The organism is Pseudomonas sp. 2822-15, assembly GCF_002742515.1.
GTDB lineage: Bacteria > Pseudomonadota > Gammaproteobacteria > Pseudomonadales > Pseudomonadaceae > Aquipseudomonas > Aquipseudomonas salomonii.
Genome location: NZ_LJRY01000170.1, coordinates 318,439 through 341,576, shown reverse-complemented (window position 1 = coordinate 341,576; position 23,138 = coordinate 318,439). Strand labels below are relative to the sequence as shown.

25 protein-coding genes and 1 tRNA gene are annotated in these 23,138 nt (G+C 59.0%); 17 read left to right on the top strand and 9 right to left on the bottom strand.

Annotation, left to right across the window (positions count from 1 at the left end; all coding sequences use genetic code 11):
- Nucleotides 1-24 precede the first annotated feature (24 nt).
- Nucleotides 25-918, bottom strand: a complete 894-nt coding sequence (gene prpB / locus AOA59_RS07635) for a methylisocitrate lyase (RefSeq protein ID WP_099486683.1) — start codon at nt 916-918, stop codon at nt 25-27.
- The gene (locus AOA59_RS07630) at nt 915-1,628 is read right to left on the bottom strand and encodes a GntR family transcriptional regulator (protein WP_056861578.1); all 714 of its coding nucleotides are present in this window, start codon (nt 1,626-1,628) and stop codon (nt 915-917) included. Before AOA59_RS07630 ends, prpB begins: the two co-directional genes overlap by 4 nt.
- Before the next feature lie 272 nt (nt 1,629-1,900).
- On the opposite strand from AOA59_RS07630, the gene AOA59_RS07625 reads away from it, so the two are divergent.
- From AOA59_RS07625 to AOA59_RS07600, 6 genes are all read left to right on the top strand, one after another.
- Entirely contained in the window at nt 1,901-2,434 is a 534-nt protein-coding gene (locus AOA59_RS07625; protein ID WP_058422048.1) for an ATP-dependent zinc protease, read from the top strand.
- A gap of 5 nt (nt 2,435-2,439) precedes the next feature.
- On the top strand, nt 2,440-3,972 hold the full coding sequence (locus AOA59_RS07620; RefSeq protein WP_058422047.1) for an inactive transglutaminase family protein: 1,533 nt from the start codon (nt 2,440-2,442) through the stop codon (nt 3,970-3,972).
- Nucleotides 3,972-4,958 carry an alpha-L-glutamate ligase-like protein gene (locus AOA59_RS07615; protein ID WP_065929897.1) on the top strand — a complete coding sequence of 329 codons (987 nt, stop codon included), beginning with the start codon at nt 3,972-3,974 and terminating at the stop codon, nt 4,956-4,958. Before AOA59_RS07620 ends, AOA59_RS07615 begins: the two co-directional genes overlap by 1 nt.
- Before the next feature lie 185 nt (nt 4,959-5,143).
- Nucleotides 5,144-6,487, top strand: coding sequence for an aminodeoxychorismate synthase component I (gene pabB, locus AOA59_RS07610; RefSeq protein ID WP_099486681.1), 1,344 nt, complete (start codon nt 5,144-5,146; stop codon nt 6,485-6,487).
- Nucleotides 6,488-6,714: 227 nt separating this feature from the next.
- The gene (locus tag AOA59_RS07605; protein WP_056861583.1) at nt 6,715-7,017 is read left to right on the top strand and encodes a type II toxin-antitoxin system HigB family toxin; all 303 of its coding nucleotides are present in this window, start codon (nt 6,715-6,717) and stop codon (nt 7,015-7,017) included.
- A complete protein-coding gene (locus AOA59_RS07600; RefSeq protein ID WP_065929900.1) occupies nt 7,017-7,373 on the top strand; it encodes a type II toxin-antitoxin system HigA family antitoxin in 357 nt (118 codons plus the stop codon). The genes AOA59_RS07605 and AOA59_RS07600 overlap by 1 nt, the downstream gene beginning before the upstream one ends.
- Before the next feature lie 98 nt (nt 7,374-7,471).
- Here the strand turns inward: AOA59_RS07600 and thrH are convergent, their stop codons facing one another.
- A complete protein-coding gene (gene thrH, locus AOA59_RS07595) occupies nt 7,472-8,089 on the bottom strand; it encodes a bifunctional phosphoserine phosphatase/homoserine phosphotransferase ThrH (protein WP_065929901.1) in 618 nt (205 codons plus the stop codon).
- A gap of 151 nt (nt 8,090-8,240) precedes the next feature.
- Between thrH and AOA59_RS07590 the strand changes: the two genes are divergently transcribed.
- The 3 genes from AOA59_RS07590 to AOA59_RS07580 all read left to right on the top strand — a co-directional run bounded on the left by AOA59_RS07590 (nt 8,241) and on the right by AOA59_RS07580 (nt 11,709).
- Nucleotides 8,241-8,975, top strand: a complete 735-nt coding sequence (locus AOA59_RS07590) for a phosphoadenylyl-sulfate reductase (protein ID WP_065929902.1) — start codon at nt 8,241-8,243, stop codon at nt 8,973-8,975.
- Between the two features lie 471 nt (nt 8,976-9,446).
- Entirely contained in the window at nt 9,447-10,976 is a 1,530-nt protein-coding gene (locus tag AOA59_RS07585; RefSeq protein WP_065929903.1) for an NCS1 family nucleobase:cation symporter-1, read from the top strand.
- 13 nt (nt 10,977-10,989) lie between these two features.
- Nucleotides 10,990-11,709: an aspartate/glutamate racemase family protein gene (locus AOA59_RS07580; RefSeq protein WP_099486679.1), complete on the top strand. Its 720-nt coding sequence runs from the start codon at nt 10,990-10,992 to the stop codon at nt 11,707-11,709.
- A gap of 106 nt (nt 11,710-11,815) precedes the next feature.
- On the opposite strand, the gene AOA59_RS07575 is transcribed toward AOA59_RS07580, so the two are convergent.
- Nucleotides 11,816-12,739, bottom strand: coding sequence for a LysR family transcriptional regulator (locus AOA59_RS07575; protein ID WP_099486677.1), 924 nt, complete (start codon nt 12,737-12,739; stop codon nt 11,816-11,818).
- A gap of 105 nt (nt 12,740-12,844) precedes the next feature.
- Here AOA59_RS07575 and AOA59_RS07570 point away from each other — a divergent pair, with 105 nt between their 5' ends.
- Nucleotides 12,845-13,591 (top strand): 3-oxoacyl-ACP reductase family protein, encoded by a 747-nt coding sequence (locus AOA59_RS07570; protein WP_099486675.1) that lies wholly within the window; start codon nt 12,845-12,847, stop codon nt 13,589-13,591.
- Nucleotides 13,592-13,681: 90 nt separating this feature from the next.
- On the opposite strand, the gene AOA59_RS07565 is transcribed toward AOA59_RS07570, so the two are convergent.
- Nucleotides 13,682-14,371 (bottom strand): HAD-IA family hydrolase, encoded by a 690-nt coding sequence (locus tag AOA59_RS07565; RefSeq protein ID WP_099486673.1) that lies wholly within the window; start codon nt 14,369-14,371, stop codon nt 13,682-13,684.
- A 222-nt stretch (nt 14,372-14,593) separates the two neighbouring features.
- Between AOA59_RS07565 and AOA59_RS07560 the strand changes: the two genes are divergently transcribed.
- The gene (locus AOA59_RS07560; protein WP_099486671.1) at nt 14,594-14,977 is read left to right on the top strand and encodes a DUF2784 domain-containing protein; all 384 of its coding nucleotides are present in this window, start codon (nt 14,594-14,596) and stop codon (nt 14,975-14,977) included.
- On the opposite strand, the gene AOA59_RS07555 is transcribed toward AOA59_RS07560, so the two are convergent.
- The gene (locus AOA59_RS07555; protein WP_099486669.1) at nt 14,937-15,905 is read right to left on the bottom strand and encodes an NAD-dependent epimerase/dehydratase family protein; all 969 of its coding nucleotides are present in this window, start codon (nt 15,903-15,905) and stop codon (nt 14,937-14,939) included. The two genes, AOA59_RS07560 and AOA59_RS07555, sit on opposite strands and share 41 nt — an antisense overlap.
- A 93-nt stretch (nt 15,906-15,998) precedes the next feature.
- On the opposite strand from AOA59_RS07555, the gene AOA59_RS07550 reads away from it, so the two are divergent.
- The 4 genes from AOA59_RS07550 (at nt 15,999) to AOA59_RS07535 (ending at nt 19,213) form a co-directional block, all read left to right on the top strand.
- Nucleotides 15,999-16,883 carry a LysR family transcriptional regulator gene (locus tag AOA59_RS07550; protein ID WP_099486668.1) on the top strand — a complete coding sequence of 295 codons (885 nt, stop codon included), beginning with the start codon at nt 15,999-16,001 and terminating at the stop codon, nt 16,881-16,883.
- A 54-nt stretch (nt 16,884-16,937) separates the two neighbouring features.
- A complete protein-coding gene (locus tag AOA59_RS07545; RefSeq protein ID WP_065929911.1) occupies nt 16,938-17,516 on the top strand; it encodes a DUF4337 domain-containing protein in 579 nt (192 codons plus the stop codon).
- A gap of 252 nt (nt 17,517-17,768) precedes the next feature.
- Nucleotides 17,769-18,104, top strand: coding sequence for a hypothetical protein (locus AOA59_RS07540; RefSeq protein ID WP_056861597.1), 336 nt, complete (start codon nt 17,769-17,771; stop codon nt 18,102-18,104).
- A 68-nt stretch (nt 18,105-18,172) separates the two neighbouring features.
- Nucleotides 18,173-19,213: a DMT family transporter gene (locus AOA59_RS07535; RefSeq protein WP_099486666.1), complete on the top strand. Its 1,041-nt coding sequence runs from the start codon at nt 18,173-18,175 to the stop codon at nt 19,211-19,213.
- 71 nt (nt 19,214-19,284) lie between these two features.
- Here AOA59_RS07535 and AOA59_RS07530 read toward each other — a convergent pair whose 3' ends face one another.
- Both AOA59_RS07530 and AOA59_RS07525 read right to left on the bottom strand, forming a co-directional pair.
- A complete protein-coding gene (locus AOA59_RS07530) occupies nt 19,285-19,644 on the bottom strand; it encodes a hypothetical protein (RefSeq protein WP_065929913.1) in 360 nt (119 codons plus the stop codon).
- A complete protein-coding gene (locus AOA59_RS07525; RefSeq protein WP_099486664.1) occupies nt 19,645-20,619 on the bottom strand; it encodes a hypothetical protein in 975 nt (324 codons plus the stop codon).
- A 505-nt stretch (nt 20,620-21,124) separates the two neighbouring features.
- Here AOA59_RS07525 and AOA59_RS07520 point away from each other — a divergent pair.
- Nucleotides 21,125-21,397 carry a short-chain dehydrogenase gene (locus AOA59_RS07520; protein WP_099486662.1) on the top strand — a complete coding sequence of 91 codons (273 nt, stop codon included), beginning with the start codon at nt 21,125-21,127 and terminating at the stop codon, nt 21,395-21,397.
- 268 nt (nt 21,398-21,665) lie between these two features.
- Here the strand turns inward: AOA59_RS07520 and AOA59_RS07515 are convergent.
- A tRNA-Ser gene (locus AOA59_RS07515) sits at nt 21,666-21,755 on the bottom strand.
- 336 nt (nt 21,756-22,091) lie between these two features.
- On the opposite strand from AOA59_RS07515, the gene AOA59_RS07510 reads away from it, so the two are divergent.
- Nucleotides 22,092-22,784, top strand: a complete 693-nt coding sequence (locus tag AOA59_RS07510; protein WP_099486660.1) for a crotonase/enoyl-CoA hydratase family protein — start codon at nt 22,092-22,094, stop codon at nt 22,782-22,784.
- Nucleotides 22,785-23,138 lie beyond the last annotated feature (354 nt).

The following is a 23,138-nucleotide window of genomic DNA, read 5'->3' as shown; positions in this document are numbered from 1 at the left end:
TAGTTATTCAGGGAGGCGCGTTCGTTACTTTTTCGCGGCGAACAGCGCGTCGAGCTTCTGCTCGAAGGTGTGGTAGTCGATGCGATCGTAGAGCTCCATGCGGGTTTGCATGGTGTCGATCACGTTCTGTTGCGTACCGTCGCGACGGATCGCGGTGTAGACGTTCTCGGCGGCCTTGTTCATGGCGCGGAAAGCCGAGAGCGGGTACAGCACGATGGAAACATCGGCAGATTTCAGTTGATCGACTGTATAGAGAGGAGTTGCACCGAACTCGGTAATGTTAGCCAGGATCGGGGCCTTTACCTTTGACGCAAAGAGCTTGTACATCTCAAGCTCAGTGATGGCTTCCGGGAACACCATGTCGGCGCCGGCTTCGATGCAGGCGGCGGCACGCTCCAGCGCCGACTCCAAGCCTTCAACCGCCAGCGCGTCGGTGCGCGCCATGATCACGAAGCTGTCGTCGGTGCGTGCGTCCACGGCGGCCTTGATGCGGTCGACCATTTCCTGTTGGGACACGATTTCTTTGTTCGGGCGATGCCCGCAACGCTTGGCGCCGACCTGATCTTCGATGTGGATGGCGGCGGCGCCGAACTTGATCATCGACCTGACGGTGCGCGCCACGTTGAACGCCGAGGAGCCGAAACCGGTGTCGACGTCGACCAGCAGCGGCAGGTCGCACACGTCGGTGATGCGGCGTACGTCGGTGAGTACGTCATCCAGGCCGGTGATGCCCAAGTCCGGCACGCCCAGGGAACCGGCGGCAACGCCGCCGCCTGACAGATAAATCGCCTTGAAACCGGCGCGCTTGGCCAACAGCGCGTGGTTGGCGTTGATCGCACCGACCACCTGCAAGGGCTGTTCACTGGCGACGGCGTCACGAAAACGCTGGCCTGGAGTGGTTTTATTGTTGGAACTCATGACTCACCTCGTGATGAAGGAGCGCCGTCCGGGAAGTGACGGGCAATATTGCGTTTGGAAGCGCCGATATGGCGGCGCATCAACAACTCGGCCAGTTCACCGTCGCGATCGGCAATCGCGTCAAGAATGCGGTGATGCTCGGCAAAAGCCTGGCGTGGACGATTAGGGGTGGCGGAAAACTGGATGCGGTACATGCGCACCAACTGGTACAGCTCGCCGCAGAGCATTTGGGTAAGGGTGCGGTTACCGGCGCCTTGAATTATCCGGTAATGAAAATCGAAGTCGCCCTCCTGCTGGTAGTAGCCCAGGCCCGCCTGGAACGCTTCGTCGCGCTCATGGGTGTGCAACACCTGGCGCAGCTCTTCGATTTCCGCGTCGGTCATGCGCTCGGCCGCCAGGCGGCAAGCCATGCCTTCCAGGGATTCGCGGATTTCATACAGCTCGATCAGCTCGGCATGGCTCAAGGACACCACTCTGGCGCCGACGTGAGGTACGCGCACCAGCAGGCGCTGGCCTTCGAGGCGGTGGATAGCCTCACGCAAAGGGCCACGGCTGATGCCGTAGGTGCGCGCCAGTTCCGGTTCGGAGATTTTGCTGCCGGGAGCGATCTCACCTTTGACGATGGCGGCCTGGATGCGCCGGAAAACGTTCTCGGACATGGTCTGGGAATCGTCTTGCGCCACCACCGGCGTTTCCAGTTGATCCAGCATATTGTCGACACCTTTAAAAGCAATGCCGCAAAAACTAGCCAATCAAGCCCTGTTAGTCAAAGAATAAATACACATTGTCGACAATCGTCTAATAACCCTTGCCCCACCTTCACTGGGCATGGCCGCCTGCCAGCGCTGGCGCCAGAAAAGCATCATGTTAGAATGCCCGCCGCTTTTGCCTGACATCACTTGATGAAACGGCGCACGAGGGAGTTTGCGCAGCAATGCCAGTCGCCTTGAATTAAACATCGCACTGCACCGCGTCAGGATCTATGAGACTCAAGCCCTTCCTTCTTATTTGCCTACTGTGCATACCTGGCCTTGGCGTTGCTGCCGAGAAGACCGTGTATGGCCTGAATGAATACGCCAAATTGGCCGGCATCGACCTGGAAGTGGCCGCCAAACTCGACACCGGCGCCAAGACCGCCTCATTGAGCGCCCGCGATATCAAGCGCTTCAAGCGCAACGGCGAATCCTGGGTTCGCTTTTATCTCGCCATCGACACCGCCCATTCCCACCCCATCGAACGTCCTCTGGCCCGCGTGAGCAAGATCAAGCGCCGCGCCGGTGACTACGACCCCGATGAGGACAAGAACTACACCGCCCGCCCAGTGATTGCCCTGGATATCTGCATGGGCACCGCTTTACGCAGCATCGAAGTGAACTTGACTGACCGCAGCGCCTTCCAATACCCGCTGCTGATCGGCTCCGAAGCGTTGAAACGCTTTGATGCGCTGGTCGACCCCAGTCTTAAATACGCGGCGGGCAAACCCGCCTGCGCCGCCGACGCTCATACCGCCGAGTAAACCGAATGCGCTCTCTGACCCTGCACCTGAAAATCCTCATCACCATCCTGGTGGTATTGGGTATTTCGGTCACCGCTTACCAGATTTTCGTGCTGGGCATCCCCGTCACCGAAGACGCCACCGACGACTTGTGGAACATCGACGCCAAGGTCGAATTCGTCGCCAACCCCAAGGACCCGGTGAAAATTTCGATGTTCGTGCCGCCCCTGAGCCGCGACTTCGTCAGCCTTAACGAGAGTTTTATTTCCAATAACTACGGCGTGAGCGTCAACCGCGCCGACGGCAACCGCAAGGTCACCTGGTCGGCGCGCCGCGCCAAGGGCAACCAGACGTTGTATTACCGCCTGGTGCTGACCAAGCGTTACAGCGGCGAAAAGGTCAAGGTCAAAGGCCCGACCTTCCGCGACAGCATTGCCGTCGAAGGCCCCGAAAAAATCGCCGCCGAAGCCCTGCTGGCGCCGATCCGCCAGCATTCGGCCGACGTCGAGACCTTTATCACCGAAGCGATCAAGCGCACCAACAACCTCAACGACGACAATGTAAAGCTGCTGCTGGCGGGCGACCCGTCCACGCCGCACAAAGCCAAGATCGTCGAACTGTTGCTGTCCATCGCCCACGTGCCGGTGGAAAAAGTCCACACTATCCGGCTCGTCGCCGACCAGCCGCAAACCCCGGAACTGTGGCTGCGCAGCTTCAACGGCAATGACTGGCTGTACTTCAACCCGGAAACCGGCGAACAGGGCCTGCCTGCCGACCGCCTGCTGTGGTGGACCGGTGATGAAAACCTGATTTCGGTGGAGGGCGGCAAGAAAGCCATGGTGACCTTCAGCCTGAACAACAGCGAGATGAACGCGATTCGCCTGGCCAAGCTGACCGACGAAAACACCGACGCCAACTTTCTCGAATACTCGTTGTACGGCTTACCGCTGCAAACCCAGCAGACCTTCATGATCATGGTGATGATCCCCATCGGCGTGCTGGTGATTCTGATCCTGCGCAACCTGATCGGCCTGCAAACCCTGGGCACCTTCACCCCGGTACTGATCGCCCTGGCGTTTCGCGAGACGCAATTGGGCTTCGGTATTGCACTGTTTACCATCATCACCGCGCTGGGCCTTTCGCTGCGTTCGTACCTGGAACACCTGAAATTGCAGATGCTGCCGAGGCTCTCGGTGGTGCTGACCTTTGTGGTGGTGCTGATTGCGGCCATCAGCCTGTTCAGCCACAAGCTGGGCCTGGAACGCGGGCTGTCGGTGGCGCTGTTCCCGATGGTGATTCTGACCATGACCATCGAGCGTCTGTCGATCACCTGGGAAGAACGCGGCGCCAACCATGCGCTGAAAGTGGCCGTGGGCACCCTGTTTGCCGCTGCCCTGGCGCACATCATCATGAGCGTGCCGGAGCTGGTTTACTTTGTGTTCACCTTCCCGGCCATCCTGTTGATCCTGGTGGGTTTCATGCTGGCCATGGGTCGCTATCGCGGCTATCGCCTCACCGAGCTGGTGCGTTTCAAGGCCTTCCTCAAGGCTGATTCGTAATGTTCGGCTTCTGGAAAACCTGGAAGGCCCTCGAAGCGCGGGGGATCATGGGCATCAACCGGCGTAACGCCGACTACGTGCTCAAGTACAACAAGCGCAGCCTGTACCCGATCGTGGATGACAAGATCATCACCAAGGAACGGGCGATTGCCGCGGGCATCCATGTGCCCGAGATGTACGGGGTCATTTCCACCGAGAAGGAAATCGACAAGCTCGACGAAATCATCGGCGGGCGCAGCGACTTCGTGATCAAACCGGCCCAGGGCGCGGGCGGTGATGGCATCCTGGTGGTGGCCGACCGGTTTGAAGGGCGCTACCGCACGGTGTCCGGCAAGATCATCAGCCATGAAGAAATCGAGCACCAGATCTCCAGCATCCTCACCGGTTTATATTCCCTGGGCGGCCACCGCGACCGCGCACTGATCGAATACCGCGTGGTGCCCGACCAGATATTCAAGAGCATCAGCTACGAAGGCGTGCCGGATATCCGCATTATCGTGCTGATGGGCTACCCGGTGATGGCCATGCTGCGCCTGCCGACCCGTCAGTCCGGCGGCAAGGCCAACCTGCACCAGGGCGCGATTGGCGTGGGCGTGGACCTCGCCACCGGCCTGACCCTGCGCGGCACCTGGCTGAACAACATCATTACCAAACACCCCGACACCACCAACGCGGTGGATGGCGTGCAGTTGCCCAACTGGGACGGGTTCATGAAGCTCGCGGCCGGCTGTTACGAGCTGTGCGGGCTGGGCTATATCGGCGTGGACATGGTGCTGGACCAGGAAAAAGGCCCGTTGATCCTGGAGCTGAATGCGCGGCCGGGGCTGAATATCCAAATCGCCAATGACTGCGGTTTGACCTTGCGTACCCACGCGGTGGAAGCGCGACTGGACGAACTCAAAGCGGCTGGCGTGACGGAAACTGCGGAAGAACGCGTGAAGTTTGTGCAGGAAATGTTTGGGCATATTCCTGCGGTGGAAGGCTGATCGCCTCATCGCAGGCAAGCCAGCTCCCACATGAGAACGCGATCAACCAGTGGGAGCTGGCTTGCCTGCGATAGCCTTCTGACAAGCAACACCTCTATCGAGCTATCACCGACATCCCCTCTAGGACCAAACCCTTCAGGGGAATACAATCGCCACCCCCACGCCAACAGCTGATCCACCCTGCAATGTCGACCTGCTCCGTACACCCGCTGCCCTACCGGGCCAACCCCGCCGACTACTTTGCGGCGATTCGCCATGCCCCTGGCGCAGTGCTGCTCGACAGTGGCCGCCCAGCTGCCGAACGCGGGCGTTATGACCTGCTCAGCGCCTGGCCGCAAGCGACATTGACGGTAGCGCCCGACGAAAGTGGCGCTGATTTCCTGCAACGCTTGCGGGCAAACCTGACGCAATTGGGCGAAGCGGATCTGCCGGCAGGTTACGCGCTGCCCTTCGCTGGCGGCCTGATTGGCTACTTGAGTTATGACTTTGGCCGGCACCTGGAGCAACTGCCTGATTGGGCCGTGGATGACCTGCACCTGCCGGATGCGCGCTTCGGCCTGTATGCCTGGGCGCTGATCAGCGATCACCAGGCGCAGACCAGCCAGTTGGTATTCCACCCTGCGTTGGCCGACAGCGAACGGCTTCGGTTGCTCGACCTGTTTGGGCAACCAACGGCTGAATCATCTGACACCTTCAAGCTGAACGGTCCCATGGCGTCGGACCTCACGCCCGAGGACTACCGACAGGCCATCGTGCGTATTCAGGCCTACATCCAGGCGGGCGACTGCTACCAGGTCAACTTTGCGCAACGTTTTCGCGCGCCCTGTGCCGGCGATCCCTGGGTCGCGTATTGTGCGCTGCGTGAGGCCTGCCCTACACCGTTTTCCGGGTTTCAGAGCTTGCCGGATGACGGCGCGATACTCAGTCTGTCGCCGGAACGTTTCGTGCAGATCAGCGAACGCCATGTGGAGACCCGCCCGATCAAAGGCACCCGCCCGCGGGGTTTGACGCAGGAAGAGGATGCCGCCAACGCCGCCGAACTCCTGGCCAGCCCAAAGGATCGCGCCGAAAACCTGATGATTGTCGACCTGCTGCGCAACGACCTCGGCCGCACGTGCCGCACCGGCTCGGTAAAGGTGCCGGAGTTGTTCAGCCTGGAAAGCTACCCCAATGTGCACCACTTGGTGAGCAGCGTGACCGGGGTGCTGGCCGATGACAAAGACGCCCTCGACCTGATCGCCGGCAGCTTCCCTGGCGGCTCCATCACCGGCGCGCCGAAGATCCGCGCGATGCAGATCATCGATGAGCTGGAGCCGACCCGGCGCGGGTTGTACTGCGGCTCGCTGGTGTATCTGGATGTACGCGGCGAAATGGACAGCTCCATCGCCATCCGCAGTTTGCTGGTCAAGGATGGGCACGTGAACTGCTGGGGCGGTGGCGGGATCGTGGCGGATTCGCAATGGGAGGCGGAGTATCAAGAGTCGCTGACCAAAGTACGGGTCTTGTTACACACGTTGGAAAACTTGTAGCACCCCGCCTTTCCTGGCGCTCGCACGCGGCGCCCAGCAACAGAAAAAACCTGAATCAGAATGGCTGTGGACGGAGTATGAGCGGGCCGATAGCGTCCGGCTCAGACCGTCCACCCGCCACCTGTGAAGGATCACATGAAGCGAATGCCTACTCGTCAGAAATTATTTCCGGGATTGCATCTCACACCAACCCCACCTAACATCTCCCAAATTGGGAGGATACAGCGATGCGGATAATCGCTCTCTCGACCTTACGGACATTCTGGGAAAGCCATCCCGCTTATACCGATGCCAAGACACCGCTGGTCGAGCTGTATCGCCATATGGAGAGGACCACTTACACAACGCCACAGGCACTCAAGGCAGAGCTTAGAACGGCGAGTATTCTCAAGGGCAGCCGGGTGGTGTTTAACGTGGGCGGCAACAAGTATCGAGTGATCATGGCGATCGACTATCAACGACAGCTGGGGTTCGTGCGTTTCGTGGGCACCCATATGCAATATGACCAGATCAACGCGGAGACCGTGTGATGAACATCAAACCTATTCATTCCCAGGAAGACCTGGCTGCCGCGCTTGCGCGTGTGGAGCAGCTTTGGGGCGCGCCAATCGGCTCGCCTGAGGGTGACGAGCTGGAAATTCTCGCCGTACTCATCGAGAAGTACGAGGCGGAACACTTTCCCATGCCACCTTCGGACCCGGTGGAAGCGATTAAATTTCGCATGGAACAGCTTGGCATGACAGCCCGTGATCTGGAGCCCTTCATTGGCACCAGCGGGCGGGTGTCAGAGGTGCTGAACCACAAGCGCAAGCTGAGCCTGTCGATGATCAAACGGCTGCACGAAGGCTTGAGCATTCCTTATGAGCGGTTACTGGCCGGGGTTTAAGCAGTGGCCGCACGGACCTCATCGCAGGCAAGCCAGCTCCCACGGGTGATGTGGGAGCTGGCTTGCCTGCGATGGGGCCATCAACAGCGCTGGGTGTATTACAGGCTCAACTGCCGATTCGACGCCTTGATAAATTCTTTCTTCAAGTCCTCAAAGGTGTGCACCGCCGGGAACTGCGGGAACTCGCGAATCACATTTTCCGGCGCATGAAACAGAATCCCACGGTCAGCTTCACCCAGCATCGTGGTGTCATTGTAGGAATCGCCAGCGGCGATCACGCGGTAGTAAAGGGTCTTGAACGCCAGCACGGACTGGCGCTTAGGGTCTTTCTGACGCAGTTGATAGCTCACCACTCGATCATTTTCATCAGTGATCAGGCGGTGGCACAGCAAGGTCGGGAAACCGAGCTGGCGCATCAATGGCTGGGAAAATTCGTAGAAGGTGTCCGACAGAATCACCACCTGGAAGCGTTCGCGCAGCCAGTTGACGAACTCGATAGCGCCATCCAGCGGCTTGAGGGTGGCGATCACTTCCTGAATATCGGCAAGTTTGAGCCCATGCTCGTCAAGAATGCGCAGACGCTGCTTCATCAGCACGTCGTAGTCGGGAATGTCACGAGTGGTGGCCCGCAGGGATTCAATACCGGTTTTTTCGGCGAAGGCGATCCAGATTTCCGGGACCAGCACCCCTTCCAGGTCGAGACAGGCAATTTCCACAAGACACTCCTATTGGATGTTATTAGTTGAGCGAGCAAAAGGACTGCCGAACTCTAGCGATTCAAGCGCGGCGCCGCAACGCAGAGCGGATTTTGATACCATCGCTCCCCTATAGAGCGCTCAGCGCCACTGACCTGTAGGAACCGTCCTGATGAACCAAGCCTTCGACGTCGCTGAACTCGCCGCGACTTATGCCAACAAATCCGCCCAGGACATTCTCAAACTGGCATTCAGCCAGTTCGGTGATGACCTGTGGATTTCCTTCAGCGGTGCCGAGGATGTGGTGCTGGTCGATATGGCATGGAAGCTGAACAAGAACGTCAAGGTGTTCAGCCTCGATACCGGCCGCCTGCACCCGGAGACCTACCGGTTTATCGAGCAGGTGCGCGACTTCTACAAGATCGACATCGAGCTGATTTCGCCGGACCAGAGCAAGCTGGAGCCCTTCGTCAAAGAGAAAGGCCTGTTCAGCTTCTACAAAGACGGCCATGGTGAATGCTGTGGCATACGCAAGATCGAACCGCTGCGCCGCAAGCTGTCCGGCGTGAACGCCTGGGCCACCGGCCAACGCCGCGACCAGAGCCCCGGCACTCGCAGCCAGGTGGCGGCGCTGGAGATCGATACGGCGTTCTCCACCCCGGAGCGCACCCTGTACAAATTCAACCCGCTGGCGCAGATGACCAGCGAGGAAGTCTGGGGCTACATCCGCATGCTGGAGCTGCCCTACAACAGCCTGCATGAGCGCGGGTTTATCAGCATCGGCTGCGAGCCCTGCACCCGCCCGGTATTGCCTAACCAGCACGAGCGCGAAGGGCGTTGGTGGTGGGAGGAAGCCACGCAGAAGGAATGTGGGCTGCATGCTGGGAATATCATCAGCAAGGCTTGAGAACTAACACGGTAAAAAAGTGTGGGAGCGGGCTTGCTCGCGAAGGCGGTGGATCAGTCATTTATAAGTCGACTGACACGCCGTCTTCGCGAGCAAGCCCGCTCCCACATTTTGTTTTGCACCGCCTATAAAAAATGTACACATCAATGTAACCATAAGTGCCATTTATGTGTGCAATCCGGGGGCATCCGCACCAAAACGTAACACCCATTTACGCACGCTGTTCGACGCTTCAATAGCGCGCCTCCCCGTAAAAAAATAAATACCTGTTCAATCGGTCAATTTATATTTCTTTTAATTCAGCTAGTTATTTATCTAACCTATAAAAACGAAATTAACCCATATTTTCATAGACCCGAAACTGGCACACATGTGGCTTAAGGTGAGTAGCACTTTGTATACAATAAATACAAAACATACATACACTTTGCCATCTGCACTGTTCCTGCAGATGCGCCGGAGCCTGCCGGAATGCGTACAAGCCTCTCGAATGACATCGCACTGGATCTGCCCTCCTCTTCCCTGAACCCCGAGGCGGCAAGCCTCGGCCCATTGGTGCTCAGCCCACGCCTGCACAACAAGGACCTGGCGCCCACCAAAGCCGAAGGCCGACGCTGGGGGCGTTACAGCATCTTCGCGTTGTGGACCAACGACGTGCACAACATCGCCAACTATTCGTTTGCCATCGGCTTGTATGCGCTGGGCCTCGGCGGCTGGCAGATCCTGTTGTCCCTGGGGATCGGCGCGGCGCTGGTGTATTTCTTCATGAACTTGTCGGGGTTTATGGGCCAGAAAACCGGCGTGCCGTTTCCGGTGATCAGCCGTATCAGTTTCGGCATCCATGGTGCGCAGATCCCGGCGTTGATCCGCGCGGTGATTGCGATTGCCTGGTTTGGTATTCAGACCTACCTGGCCTCGGTGGTTTTCCGTGTGCTGCTGTCGGCGATTCATCCAGGATTTGCCGATTATGACCACAACTCGATTCTCGGCCTGTCGACCCTGGGCTGGGCGTGTTTTATAACGATCTGGTTTGTGCAACTGGCGATCCTGGCCTACGGCATGGAAATGGTGCGCCGCTATGAAGCCTTCGCCGGGCCGGTGATTCTGGTGACCGTGGCGTCGCTGGCCGGCTGGATGTACTTTCAGGTCGGCGGCAATATCGCCTGGTCGATCCGCGAGCCTTTGAGCGGCGGCGAGATGTGGCGCAACATTTTTGCCGGTGGCGCGCTGTGGCTGAGCATCTACGGCACACTGATCCTCAATTTTTGCGATTTCGCCCGCTCCTCGCCCTGCCGCAAGACCATCCTGGTCGGCAACTTCTGGGGCTTGCCGGTGAATATCCTGGTGTTTGCCGCGATCACCGTGTTGCTCTGCGGCGGGCAGTTCCAGCTCAATGGCCGGGTGATCGAAAGCCCGACCGAAATCATCGCGGCCATCCCCAATACCTTCTTCCTCGTGCTGGGCTGCCTGGCGTTCCTGATCGTTACCGTGGCGGTGAACATCATGGCCAACTTTGTCGCGCCGGCCTTTGTGCTCAGCAACCTGGCGCCCAAGTATCTGAACTTCCGGCGGGCCGGGCTGATCAGCGCCACTGTGGCGGTGCTGATCCTGCCGTGGAACCTCTACAACAGCCCGCTGGTGATCGTGTATTTCCTCTCCGGGCTGGGTGCGCTGCTGGGGCCGTTGTATGGGGTGATCATGGTCGATTATTGGCTGATCCGTAAAAGCCAGGTGGATGTACTGCAGCTGTATAGCGAAGACCCGAATGGCGTTTATTACTACAGCCGTGGCGTCAATTTACGCGCGGTCGCGGCGTTTATTCCGGCGGCAGTCATCGCGATTCTGCTGGCGCTGTTGCCCGGTTTTGCCAGCGTCGCACCGTTTTCCTGGCTGTTTGGCGCCGGTATTGCAGGGCTGTTGTACTTGCTGATTGCCAAGCGCCAAGGGTTCTACGCCGATGTCAGCGGCGAAAGCATTGCAGTCGATAACGTCAGTCATTAATCAAGGACATTCCATGCGCATCCTCGTGGTCAACGTCAACACCACCGCATCCATCACCGACACCATCGCCCAGCAGGCGCGGGCCGTGGCCTCACCCGGCACCGAAATCGTCGGGCTTACGCCGTTCTTTGGCGCCGAGTCCGTGGAAGGCAACTTTGAAAGCTACCTGGCCGCCATCGCCGTGATGGACCGGGTGATGGCCTACGATCAACCGTTCGATGCGGTGATCCAGGCCGGCTACGGCGAACATGGCCGTGAAGGTTTGCAGGAATTGCTCAACGTACCGGTGGTAGACATCACCGAAGCGGCGGCCAGCACGGCGATGTTTCTGGGCCATGCCTATTCGGTGGTCACTACCCTGGACCGCACCGTGCCGCTGATTGAAGACCGCTTGAAACTCGCGGGTCTCTATCAACGCTGCGCCTCGGTGCGCGCCAGCGGCATGGCGGTGCTGGAGCTGGAAGAAGACCCGCTGGCCGCCATGCAAGCCATCGTGCGCGAGGCGGAGCTGGCCATTCGCGACGACAAGGCCGAAGTGATCTGCCTGGGCTGCGGCGGCATGGCCGGGCTGGATGAGCAGATTCGCCAGCGTACCGGCGTGCCGGTGGTGGATGGCGTCACGGCGGCGGTGACCATTGCCGAATCCCTGGTGCGCCTGGGGTTGTCGACGTCGAAGATCAGGACTTATGCGACGCCGAGGCCGAAGAAAGTGATTGGTTGGCCAGGTCGGTAGACCGAGGCGTCCGCATCGCGGGCAAGCCCGGCTCCCACAGTTGATCGCATTCCCCTGTGTGAGCCGGGCTTGCCCGCGATGGCCGCGACTCGGTAGATCGCCTTGATCAAATCGCGCTGAATGCTTGCCCCCGTTTCTGCTCGGCAAACTGCTCGATGATGAAGTCGACAAACGCCCGGGTCTTGCCGGGCAGCAGTTTGTGTTCAGCGTAGTAAATGGAGATGTTGCCATCGTCGACGTACCAGTCGGGCAGTACGCGTACCAGCTTGCCGCTGGCCAGCCAAGGCACGGCAAACGGCATGCTCACCAGCGCGATGCCCAACCCTTGACCTGCCGCGACGCAGGCCGCCTGGGAATCGCTCATGGTCATGCGCGCCTTGAGGTTCAGCGGCGCGTGCCCGCCGTGGCGGCCGGTCAGTTGCCAGGAGCGTACTCGGCCGGTTTGTGGCGAACGAATCAGAATGCCTTCGCAGTGCTCAAGGTCGTTGGGCTGCAACAGCTTCGCACGTGTCGCCAGATAATCGGGTGAGGCCACCAGCACTCGATGCGCCGGCGCGAGCTTACGCGCGACCACGCCCTGAGGCAGTTCAAAACCACCGCCCAATGCCGCGTCGAAGCCTTGGCCAATCAGATCAACCTGGCGATTATCAAAATGCCAGTCGGGGCTGATATCCGGGAAGCGTTTTAGAAACTCGCCCAGCAACGGCACGATGTACAAGCACCCCACCACCGTGCCCATGCTGACTTTCAAGGTTCCCACCGGCCGCCCTTCGGCGCTGGCCAGGTTGGCCACCGCGTTCTGGATGGTGGTGAGGCTGGCGCTGACTTCTTCGAGGAACAGCTTGCCGGCTTCGGTCAGCGCCAGCCGCCGGGTGCTGCGCTGAAACAGCCGAACACCCAGGCGCGCTTCCAGCTTGGCGACGCTTTTACCGACTGCCGCCGGGGTCAAACTCAGATGCCGCGCGGCTTCGGCAAAGCTGCCACCTTCGGCGCTGCGCACGAAACATTCGATACTGCCAAAGCTCTCCATATCGACCACTCTAAACTTTTGGTTTACACAGACTATAGCAATCACGGTCTACCGGCTGGAGTGGGTGAGGCCGATACTCGGTCCATCAACTACTTGGAGATCGACATGACCACACTCAACCTCAGCGGCAAAGTTGCATTGATCCAGGGCGGTTCCCGCGGTATTGGCGCTGCCATCGTCAAGCGTCTGGCAGCGCAGGGTGCAACCGTCGCCTTTACCTACGTCAGCTCCGCCGCCAAGGCCGAAGAACTACAAAACAGCGTGATCAGCGCAGGCGGCAAAGCCTTGGCGATTCAGGCCGACAGCGCCGATGCCACGGCAATTCGCAACGCGGTCAACGCCACCGTCGAAGCTTTTGGGCGCCTGGATATTCTGGTGAACAACGCAGGCGTGCTGGCCATCGCGCCACTGGAAGACTTCACGCTGGAAGACTTCGACCAGACCTTGGCGATCAATGTGCGCAGTGTATTTATCGCCACTCAGGAGGCGGCCAAACACATGGGCGAAGGCGGCCGCGTGATCAATATCGGCAGCACCAATGCCGAGCGCATGCCGTTTGGCGGTGGCGGGCCGTATGCGATGAGCAAGGCGGCGCTGGTGGGGCTGACCAAGGGCCTGGCCCGGGATCTGGGACCGCGTGGCATCACCATCAACAATGTGCAGCCTGGGCCGGTGGATACCGATATGAACCCGGCGGACAGTGAGTTTGCGGCGAGTTTGATTGGGTTGATGGCGGTTGGGCGGTATGGGCAGGTGGAGGAGATTGCCAGCTTCGTGGCGTACCTGGCCGGCCCGGAAGCGGGCTACATCACAGGTGCGAGCCTGACCATCGATGGTGGTTTCAGCGCATAACCAAATGTGGGAGCTGGCTTGCCTGCGATAGCGTCCTCAAGATCGCCATCGCAGGCAAGCCAGCTCCCACATTTTTTTGACCGCGTTTACTCAGGACATCGGTGGCAAGCCGTAGGCCGCCAGGTCAAAGTCCGCCAGCTTGCGGATGATCTGGTCGGCATGCTGGTACTTGCTGTCGGCCATGGCTTCATCGGGCACGGCGATGGCGGTCATGTGGGCGGCCTTGGCGGCGGTCACGCCAAACGGCGAGTCTTCGAACACCAGGCAATCCTCGGGCGCGACACCCAAGCGGCGGGCGGCAGTGAGGAAGATATCCGGTGCGGGTTTGGCGGCCCCCACTTCAGGGTCATCGGCGGTGACAATCGTGCCGAACAAGCCAAACCACTCACGGTGCAACGTAGTCTTGTGGCCAAACGAATTACGCGAGGAACTGGTGCCCACGGCAATCGGAATATTGTGCGCCTTCAAATGCCGCACCAGCGCTTCGGCACCGGGCATGCCCAAGGCCTTGGGGAAACGCTCGCTCATCAAAGGCTCGCGAATCTGCAGAAACTCCGCCGGTGTGATCGGCAAGTCCAGTGCCTTCACCACATATTCGGCCAGGTCCTGAGCGCCTCGGCCGATGATATGCTGCTTGATGCCCCAATCGTAGGTGCGGCCGTATCGTTCGGCGATGATCTGTGTGACTTCGGTGTAGATGCCTTCGGTATCCAGCAACAACCCGTCCATATCGAAAATCACGGCCTTGATGGGACCGACTGCGGTACGCGGTACATTCATCGCAACAGAACCTTGGGGGAAGGACTAAAAGGATTCAGCACAATAGCGGCCTACAGCGTAGGTAAGCAACCTTGGCGGCCCTCCACCCTGCGGCGATATTCAAGGTGCCCACGGTGCGCTGTACTTGTATGACTTCAACCGCAGCAACACGCCAAAAAAACTGCGCGTGTTTATCGACTACCTGCAAACTCAACGCCAGCCCTGATAAAAGTGAACCTCTTCATGCTCTATCGCATTGCCGCCGACAGCCTCGTACTGTTCCACCTGTGTTTTATCCTGTTCGTGCTGTTTGGCGGCTTGCTGGCTCTCAAGTGGCGGCCAGTCATGTGGCTGCACCTGCCCGCTGCGACCTGGGGCGTGGCGGTGGAAGTGTTCCACCTGCCCTGCCCGCTGACCCGCTGGGAGAACCTGCTGCGTCACCTCGCCGGGCAGGACGGTTATGGCGGCGGTTTTATCGAGCATTACCTCCTTACACTGATCTACCCGGCCGGGCTGACCCCACAGATTCAGCTGGGGCTGGGCGCCGTGGTGCTGCTGGTGAATATCGCGGTGTATGTGCGCTTGATCAGACGGCGTCAGGCAAACAACCCAGACCGAGCAATGTAGCTTCCACCGCCTGCTCCAGCGGCGTGTGCGGCTCGCGCCCCAAAGCCGCGACCAACCGCGTGTTGTCCAGACGCAACGGGGTTTGCCACAGGTAACGCATCTCCTGCATCTCGCGAAGGGTGACGGCAAAGGGCGCAGCCACTTTCAGCAACCACCATGGGAAACGACCTACGCGTGGTTGCTGGCCGGTCCTGCGCAGCACCACCTGTTGTATCGCCTGGGTCATCTGCGTGCCGTCCGTGTCCATATGCCCGGCCATGTGAAAGCGCGCAAAAGCCTCCAGGGTTGACCGGCGTTCAAGCAGCTCGACCATGGTGCGCGCCACGTCCGGCAAATAAGCCCATTGGTGCGCCACACCCGGCGCGCCCGGATAGCTCACGGCATGTACCGGTTTGCCGGGTTTGATCAAGCCTTGGGCAAACCAGTTGTTGGCCAGCCGAGCGCCGAAAAAATCCCCGGCGCGCACAATCAGCACACGGGCGCCACGGCGGCACGCCTGTTCCAGACGCTGCTCCAGTTGTACGCGAATAGCCCCCTTGCGCGTTCGCGGGTGCTGCGGCGAATCCTCATACAGCACCGGAAACACATCCGGCCCGAAGTTGTAGACCGTGCCCGGCAACACAATCGTCGCGCCCTCGGCGATGGCCGCCGCAATGCTGTTGTCGATCATCGGTATGACCAGCTCAGCCCAATGGCGATAACCCGGAGGGTTGACGGCATGCACGATCACCGCACAACCACGGGCGGCGGCGCGTACCTCATCACGGTTGAGCGCGTCGCCCTCGACCCACGAAAAGTCGGCATTCGCCCGGCGGGCCTTGCCCACATCCCGCGTCAGCGCACACACCTCCCAGCCAGACGCGTGCAGTTGCCGCGCCACTTCACCGCCGATCCCGCCGGTTGCACCCAGCACCAGAACCTTCCTCATCACCTTCTCCTACACGGGTTGGTGAGGCCAGTGTGTGTGCGGCCTTGCTATAGATAAATTGCCGAAGACCATCCAGCCGCTATACATTTATGCATGGCATCGACAATTGGATGGGAGCTCTACCGGTCGTTCCTCGGCGTACTCAAGGAGGGATCGTTATCGGGTGCCGCGCGGCAGCTCGGTATCACACAGCCTACGGTGGGCCGGCACATCGCTGCGCTGGAAGCCGAGCTGGGCGTGGTGCTGTTCACCCGCTCGCCCGCCGGATTGCTGCCGACGGCGGTGGCCCACACCTTGCGCGCCCATGCCGACACCATGGAGCGCACCGCCGCCGCCCTGGAGCGCACCGCGTCTGCCCACGGCGAGGAAGTGCGCGGCGTGGTGCGGGTGTCAGCCAGCGAAGTGGTCGGCGTGGAAGTACTGCCGCCGATCATCACCCAACTGCGCCGCCAACATCCACGCCTGCGGGTTGAGCTGGTGCTGAGCAACCGCCTCAGCGACCTGCTGCAACTAGAAGCCGACATCGCCGTGCGCATGGTCCGCCCCAGCCAGGAGCAACTGCTGGCGCAGCGCGTCGGTTTGATTGAGGTCGGCTTGCACGCCCGCGACGATTACCTGCAACGGCATGGCACTCCTCTGCACATGCAGGATCTGGTCAACCATTGCGTCATTGGTTTCGACCAGGAAAACGCGTTTATCCGCAGCCTGGCCATCAAGGGCTTTGAACGCAGCGCCTTCGCCATCAGCAGCGACAGCGACCTGGCGCAATTGGCGCTGATCCGCGCCGGTGCCGGTATCGGCGGTTGCCAGGTGCAACTGGCCCAGCGCGACCCGCGTTTGCGCCGCGTGCTGCCCGAGGGCTTTGCGCTCAAATTGGACACTTGGGTGACCATGCACGAAGACCTGCGCAACAGCCCGCGCTGCCGCGTGACATTTGATGCACTGGTGCAGGGTTTGCAGCGTTACGTACAGGCTTGAGACAGCTTCACTGGTAAAGAATCAGACTCCCTCAGTCCCTTCATAGACGCCCCCATGTCCGAAGCCTTCGAAGTCCCCAGCCCCCACGAAAAACACCTTGAACACACCACCGAACATGCCCACGGGCGCGGTGACAACTTTGCCAGCCGCATCGCCGTAATGACCGCATTGATGGCCACCCTGGGTGCCATGCTCAGCTACCAGGCCGGCTCCACCGAGAGCGAAGCAGCGATGGACAAGAACAACGCCGCCATCATCAAGACCGAAGCCGCCAACCAGTGGAACTACTACCAGGCCAAATCCAGCCGCCAGAACCTGGCGGAGCTGGCCACGCATATTCCGGGTGTGGATGCCGCGCATTACAAGGACGAGATCGAGCGCTACAAGGGCCAGAAGGAAGAGGTGCGCAAACAGGCCGAGAAGCTTGAGGCGACATCCAAGGAATGGGACCAGAAATCCGAAGAGGCGCTGCACCAGCATCACCGCTGGGCGCAGGCGATGACCGCGATTCAGATCGCAATTTCGTTGGCGGCGATTACGTTGCTGACGCGCAAGGAGTGGCTCAAGCGTATGTCTTATACCGCAGGTGGTGTGGCAGTGGTGCTGGGTAGTCTGGCGTGGCTGCACCTCTGACTGACTGAACGCGGTTAAACAGGTGGGAGCTGGCTTGCCTGCGATGGCGGTGGGCCAGCTCCCACATTACCCGTATGCCCGGCGGTGAACTCTGGAAATCCAGATCCTGACCCGCGTACGTCCTACGGCGCGTTTTACGTGCAGGCCTGAAAATGAAACATCCGGGTAATTTATTTCAATCTGCCCGTGTGGGGATTAAAGTAGTGCCCCCTCGAGAATTGAATCCCGGGGGTCAGTCCATGGAGTTTCACAGTGAAGTACGTCAGTAAAGTAGTTGCCGCAGCTGTTCTCGGTTTCACCCTCGCAGGCTGCACCGGCACCGCCATCAAATCCCCGCAGTACGACAGCAGCCAATACACCGTTTTGGGCCACAGTGAAGGCAGCGCCACCGGCGTGATGTTGCTCGGCATCATCCCGATCGGCCAGAACAGCCGCTTCGTGCGCGCCCAGGATGCCGCCATCAAGGCCAAAGGCGGCGACGCGCTGATCAACACTCAAGTGCAGGAAAAATGGTTCTGGGCCTGGGTACTGAACGGTTACACCACCAAGATTTCGGGTGATGTGATCAAGCTGAAAACCGCGCAGTAAATATAAAGTTGTCAGGGCGCTGACCCTGGCAAGCGACGTATCATGGGTCAACCTTTCGAGGATGGCCCATGAACCTCAGCATCGTTTACGCACTCGCCGCCGCCGCCCTGTTCGGCGCCAGCACCCCGCTCGCCAAAAGCCTCGGCCTGAACCTTTCGCCCGTACTGCTCGCCGGCCTGCTCTACCTCGGCAGCGGCCTCGGCCTGGCCTGCGTGCGCCTTATCCGTGATCGCGGCTGGAAACCCAGCGGGCTGACCCGCCCTGAATGGCCCTGGCTGCTCGGCGCCATCGCCTTCGGCGGCATCCTCGGCCCGGTTGCCTTGATGTTCGGCCTGACCCGCACCGCCGGCGCGACCGCCTCCCTGATGCTCAACCTTGAATCGGTGCTGACCGCCGTGATCGCCTGGCTGGTGTTCAGAGAAAACGCCGACCGCCGCATCGTCCTCGGCATGCTCGCGATCGTGCTGGGCGGCGTGGTGTTGTCATGGTCCGACGGCGGCGGCGCCAGCCACGACTGGACCGGCCCGTTTGCCGTGGCGCTGGCGTGTGCATGCTGGGGGATTGATAACAACCTGACGCGCAAAGTCTCGGCCTCGGACGCGCTGTTTATCGCCGGCGCCAAGGGGTTGATTGCCGGGCTGGTGAATTGCAGCCTGGCGCTTTACCTCGGCGCGCAGATTCCGGGCGTGGCGCAGTTGGCGCCGATCTTGGTGGTTGGATTTTTGGGGTATGGCATCAGCCTGGTCATGTTCGTGCTGGCGTTACGCGGGTTGGGCAGTGCGCGCACGGGCGCTTACTTCTCGACGGCACCGTTCCTCGGCGCGGCTGTTGCCCTGCTGGCATTCGGGGAATCGGTAACGGTGGCGTTCTGGATTGCATCAGCATTGATGGCCCTGGGCGTGTGGCTGCACCTGACGGAGCGGCATGCCCATGAGCACCTGCATGAGGCGACGGAACATGGGCATCGGCATGTGCATGATGAACATCATCAGCATGAGCACGGGTTTGAGTGGGACCCGGCGCAGCCGCACAGCCATGTGCATGTTCATAGTGTGATGCGGCATAGCCATGCGCATTTTCCGGATGTGCATCATCGGCATCGGCATTGAGGGCCTGACGACAGAAGTCTGCCGGATGACAATATGGGAAAGGGCGAAAGACAGTCGCCCAAAAAGGCGGATTAGTTTTCTATAAAAAGCCAGGCGACACACATGACGGTAGCGGAAGTGAAAGCAATCAGTGTCGGTATGACCATCCAATATTTGAGATGTCGTGGGATTTTTTCAACATCCTCAACCCGCACTAAACGCCTCCATTGGAGTACTTTTGGCATAAGAATGATGGTGGCCATGGCGAATACGCGCACTTGTCGGCCTTCAAATGGAGCATTACGAAAAATGCGCTTGTGCATGGCTACATAGTCGCTGTGCTCCACAAAGCGTTCTGCTGCATCGAGCTTTTTGAACATGACAAAAAAAGTGAGAGGAAGGCTGAGCAGCATGATGACGCCCGCACACATGCCGATGTATTCGAAGACCATTTAATCCCTCACCGCCGCATAGAGAACTTTTCCCGTGCTTTCTCCGAGAGCGCTTGCAGCTTTGCCTAAAACGAGTCCGCCTGTGGCGCCGCCAACGATGGCACACCCCAAGGCTCCGGCACCTGCTGTAGGTATGCCAAAAACAACCATGCAGGCGCCTATTCCTACAGAGGCACCTATACTTCCACCTAACGATGCACCACCGACTCCAAACACTAACTTACCCCCTTCAACATACGTCGCCTGCGTACACGCTTGCTCACGCCCCGTGGAACACGCCTCCGTTATCTCCAGCGCCGTCGCCCCAACATCCAGCGCTATGCCAATGTAAGTCCCCTTCTTCAATATTTGCGAGGCCTTGGCCAAATGCTTGACCCTTTCCTCATACCCGCGAATTTCTCCGTGGTGCCAATAGCTTTTACTGGAAATCCCCAACATCTTTTTTATCGAACCTTCGTTTTTCAACCCCGTACCAAAGCGCGCCATGCCCGAGATTTGGCTATCAAACTTGGCAAACAGTGCCCTTCGTTTAACCAAAAACTCCTCCCTCGCCCCAGTGGTGCCTTTGCTCAAGTACTGCTTATGCAAACTCTCGATTTCGATAAGGGTCTTCTCAACTTGCGCCAAATGCTTGCTCCATGCACTGCTGGCACTGCCGATGCCAAGGGACGAATAGGTCAAGATGGCCTGCACCTGATCATAGTTTTTGATCAGAAATTGGTCAGTTGCGGAGTGCGCCAACAGGGCGAGCCTTATATTTTGCGCCGAGCGCATCAGCTGTGCTTCTTCAGCGGTGCAAGCGGCGGTTCGGCTATCCCCCATGATCACCAATTGCCCCGGCAACACCACCGTGTTGCGAATGTGCTGGTTGAGGGTGTCGAACTTGGTGTGTGTATACGGATCAAGCGCCAGGCTTAGTTTAAGCAATGGATAAGGCTGGGGATGTTCATTGATAAATGCGTAGGGTCCCTGCATGCGTGCACCTCCAGGTGGCTGAGGCGCAGGACTATAAGAAAGCGTAACGGCGCAGGTAAGACGTGCAGAGGGGTGGTTTTAACGTTTCAGAAATGGACTACCTCAATCCAGGTGCATGCCTACGATTTCAGGTGCCAACTGAGCACCCAACCCTTTACTTAGCGGGATAGCGTTAAACTAGAAGTAGATAATTAATCCAAGCAACGTCCTACAAACCGTTCAGAAGCGTCGGCCTCGCACTTCAAAATCGTCGAGCCTATAGTCACTGGGTCGCCCATATGGCGAACGGGTTTGGCGACTCGACGATAAATCGACAGAAACGTCCTGGCGTATTTGCGGGATGCTTCTGCGCGCAATAAGCTGCTCAACGGTAGCTGTGCGCGGGAGACCTTCGGGTCTGCCGGTTTTTCCGATTGTCCCGGTTCGCCAACCTGCGTACAGCTGCCACCCTTTTGTTTGGCGACAAATGTGTGGTTGCTACCTTCTGACAACCGGAGTTCCACATATGAACCAATACATAGCCCTCACCAGCAACGACAGCGCCACCCCTGCCCTTTTTGTCGATACCACCGCCCCCCTGGAAATTCTCCTCGACGCCGCGAGTTTTCGGCTGCGTGCCGTCACCCAAGTCCTTGAGAACCTTGCACTGCGCAGCGAGATCAGTAGTGATGCCGTTGTTCTCAGTGATTTTGCCTTGCTGTGTTCAATCCCGTTACGCGATGGCTGCGACTTGCTGGACGTGATAGGCCGGCGCATGGATATGCCTTGCGCCGCATGATTTAAAAAAGACACGTTTTCAAACGCCAGAAACTATAAAACCCCTGACTTCTCACGAAACCAGGGGTTTTGTTTGTCACAGGGGTGCTTGAAGAATAAAAAAACCGTCCCCCGTTTTGCTTTTTCGATTCCTCAGTACGCTTGCTAGCGCAGCCCTGTCTGGCGAGGTGTATTCCCAGGCATGTTCCCAAACGGCTCTTTTTCAAACGCCAAAAACCACAAACCCCCGACTTTCTCTATGAAAATCAGGGGTTTGTGTTTACTTAATGTGGCGGTGAAGGAGAGATTCGAACTCTCGATACAATTTCTTGTATACACACTTTCCAGGCGTGCTCCTTAAGCCACTCGGACACTTCACCGTATCTCGTCAAACCAGTTCAGTCTGTCGAGGCGCGCTAATGTAGTCGAAAGCCTTTCTGATGGCAAAGGTTTTTTTCAGAATTTTCATGTGCTTAGACGGTTATGCCGTGACTCGCCTGGTGAGGGGCGGTGAATCTGCCATTCTTGGGCATTGGTCGTGGGCGTCTGGCACGGCGGCTGTGCCCTGCTGCGGGCCGTCTACGCTTGGGCAAGCGGCAAAAGTCTGACTGTGTAGTCAGTCACGGCGCTTTACCAGGGCGGGCGTGGTGGGTAACGTCTGCGCATGCGCTTCTATTAACAGCCTATCTATAACAATTCCTACAAGGAACCGCGTCATGAGTGAGTTGATTGCCTACCACCTCGAAGACGGTATCGCGACCCTGACCTTGAGCAACGGCAAGGTAAACGCCATTTCTCCGGCAGTGGTTACTGAGTTCAACGCTGCGCTGGATCAGGCCGAGAAGGATCGGGCGGTGGTGATCATCACCGGCACGCCGGGGATTCTGTCGGGTGGTTATGATTTGAAGGTGATGACCGCTGGCCCTAAAGAAGCCATTGGCCTGGTGACGTCGGGTTCGACGTTGGCGCGGCGCCTGTTGTCGCACCCGTTTCCGGTGATCGTGGCGTGCCCTGGGCATGCGGTGGCCAAGGGTGCGTTCCTGCTGTTGTCGGCGGATTACCGGATTGGTGTGGAAGGCCCGTTCAGCATTGGCCTGAACGAAGTGGCGATCGGCATGACCATGCACCACGCCGGTATCGAGTTAGCGCGGGATCGTCTGCGTAAATCTGCGTTTCATCGTTCGGTGATCAATGCCGAGATGTTTGATCCGCAGGGCGCGTTGGGTGCGGGCTTCCTGGATAAGGTGGTGGCGCCGGATGAGTTGCACGCAGCGTCCCTGGAAGCGGCGCGGCAGTTGAAGAAGATCAATATGAATGCCCACAAGCACACCAAGCTGAAGGTGCGTAAGGCACTGCTGGAAGCCCTGGATGATGCAATTATTCAGGATCAGGGCCACAACCTGGGCTGATGCTCCGTAGCTGAGCAGCTATAGGCAACATCTGCTCTGAGCGGGCAGTTGTGGCGAGCGGGCTTGCCCCGCGTTGGGCTGCGCAGCGGCCCCAGTAAAGGCGCTGAGGTTTCTCCTGAAAGAACGCGGGGCCTGGTTTTGGGGCTGCTTCGCAGCCCAACGCGGGGCAAGCCCGCTCGCCACAGGATAGGTGGGCCCGTTAATCATTGTGAAGATACTTACAGCTGATGAGCTAAAGCCCGACCTTAAGTCGGGCTTTTTCTTACAAATAAATCCGAAACGTCTTTAGCCGCTCTAGTCGGGCTGTGTCGGCACACGTTGAAACATGTGCTTAAACATCGCCTATCTCCTACG

Excerpts from the sequence above, each read along its gene's own strand:
- prpB (WP_099486683.1), bottom strand. The coding sequence starts at position 918 with ATGAGTTCCAACAATAAAACCACTCCAGGCCAGCGTTTTCGTGACGCC.
- AOA59_RS07630 (WP_056861578.1), bottom strand. The coding sequence starts at position 1,628 with ATGCTGGATCAACTGGAAACGCCGGTGGTGGCGCAAGACGATTCCCAG.
- AOA59_RS07625 (WP_058422048.1), top strand. The coding sequence starts at position 1,901 with ATGAGACTCAAGCCCTTCCTTCTTATTTGCCTACTGTGCATACCTGGC.
- AOA59_RS07620 (WP_058422047.1), top strand. The coding sequence starts at position 2,440 with ATGCGCTCTCTGACCCTGCACCTGAAAATCCTCATCACCATCCTGGTG.
- AOA59_RS07615 (WP_065929897.1), top strand. The coding sequence starts at position 3,972 with ATGTTCGGCTTCTGGAAAACCTGGAAGGCCCTCGAAGCGCGGGGGATC.
- pabB (WP_099486681.1), top strand. The coding sequence starts at position 5,144 with ATGTCGACCTGCTCCGTACACCCGCTGCCCTACCGGGCCAACCCCGCC.
- AOA59_RS07605 (WP_056861583.1), top strand. The coding sequence starts at position 6,715 with ATGCGGATAATCGCTCTCTCGACCTTACGGACATTCTGGGAAAGCCAT.
- AOA59_RS07600 (WP_065929900.1), top strand. The coding sequence starts at position 7,017 with ATGAACATCAAACCTATTCATTCCCAGGAAGACCTGGCTGCCGCGCTT.
- AOA59_RS07590 (WP_065929902.1), top strand. The coding sequence starts at position 8,241 with ATGAACCAAGCCTTCGACGTCGCTGAACTCGCCGCGACTTATGCCAAC.
- AOA59_RS07585 (WP_065929903.1), top strand. The coding sequence starts at position 9,447 with ATGCGTACAAGCCTCTCGAATGACATCGCACTGGATCTGCCCTCCTCT.
- AOA59_RS07580 (WP_099486679.1), top strand. The coding sequence starts at position 10,990 with ATGCGCATCCTCGTGGTCAACGTCAACACCACCGCATCCATCACCGAC.
- AOA59_RS07575 (WP_099486677.1), bottom strand. The coding sequence starts at position 12,739 with ATGGAGAGCTTTGGCAGTATCGAATGTTTCGTGCGCAGCGCCGAAGGT.
- AOA59_RS07570 (WP_099486675.1), top strand. The coding sequence starts at position 12,845 with ATGACCACACTCAACCTCAGCGGCAAAGTTGCATTGATCCAGGGCGGT.
- AOA59_RS07565 (WP_099486673.1), bottom strand. The coding sequence starts at position 14,371 with ATGAATGTACCGCGTACCGCAGTCGGTCCCATCAAGGCCGTGATTTTC.
- AOA59_RS07560 (WP_099486671.1), top strand. The coding sequence starts at position 14,594 with ATGCTCTATCGCATTGCCGCCGACAGCCTCGTACTGTTCCACCTGTGT.
- AOA59_RS07555 (WP_099486669.1), bottom strand. The coding sequence starts at position 15,905 with ATGAGGAAGGTTCTGGTGCTGGGTGCAACCGGCGGGATCGGCGGTGAA.
- AOA59_RS07550 (WP_099486668.1), top strand. The coding sequence starts at position 15,999 with ATGGCATCGACAATTGGATGGGAGCTCTACCGGTCGTTCCTCGGCGTA.
- AOA59_RS07545 (WP_065929911.1), top strand. The coding sequence starts at position 16,938 with ATGTCCGAAGCCTTCGAAGTCCCCAGCCCCCACGAAAAACACCTTGAA.
- AOA59_RS07535 (WP_099486666.1), top strand. The coding sequence starts at position 18,173 with ATGAACCTCAGCATCGTTTACGCACTCGCCGCCGCCGCCCTGTTCGGC.
- AOA59_RS07530 (WP_065929913.1), bottom strand. The coding sequence starts at position 19,644 with ATGGTCTTCGAATACATCGGCATGTGTGCGGGCGTCATCATGCTGCTC.
- AOA59_RS07525 (WP_099486664.1), bottom strand. The coding sequence starts at position 20,619 with ATGCAGGGACCCTACGCATTTATCAATGAACATCCCCAGCCTTATCCA.
- AOA59_RS07520 (WP_099486662.1), top strand. The coding sequence starts at position 21,125 with ATGAACCAATACATAGCCCTCACCAGCAACGACAGCGCCACCCCTGCC.
- AOA59_RS07510 (WP_099486660.1), top strand. The coding sequence starts at position 22,092 with ATGAGTGAGTTGATTGCCTACCACCTCGAAGACGGTATCGCGACCCTG.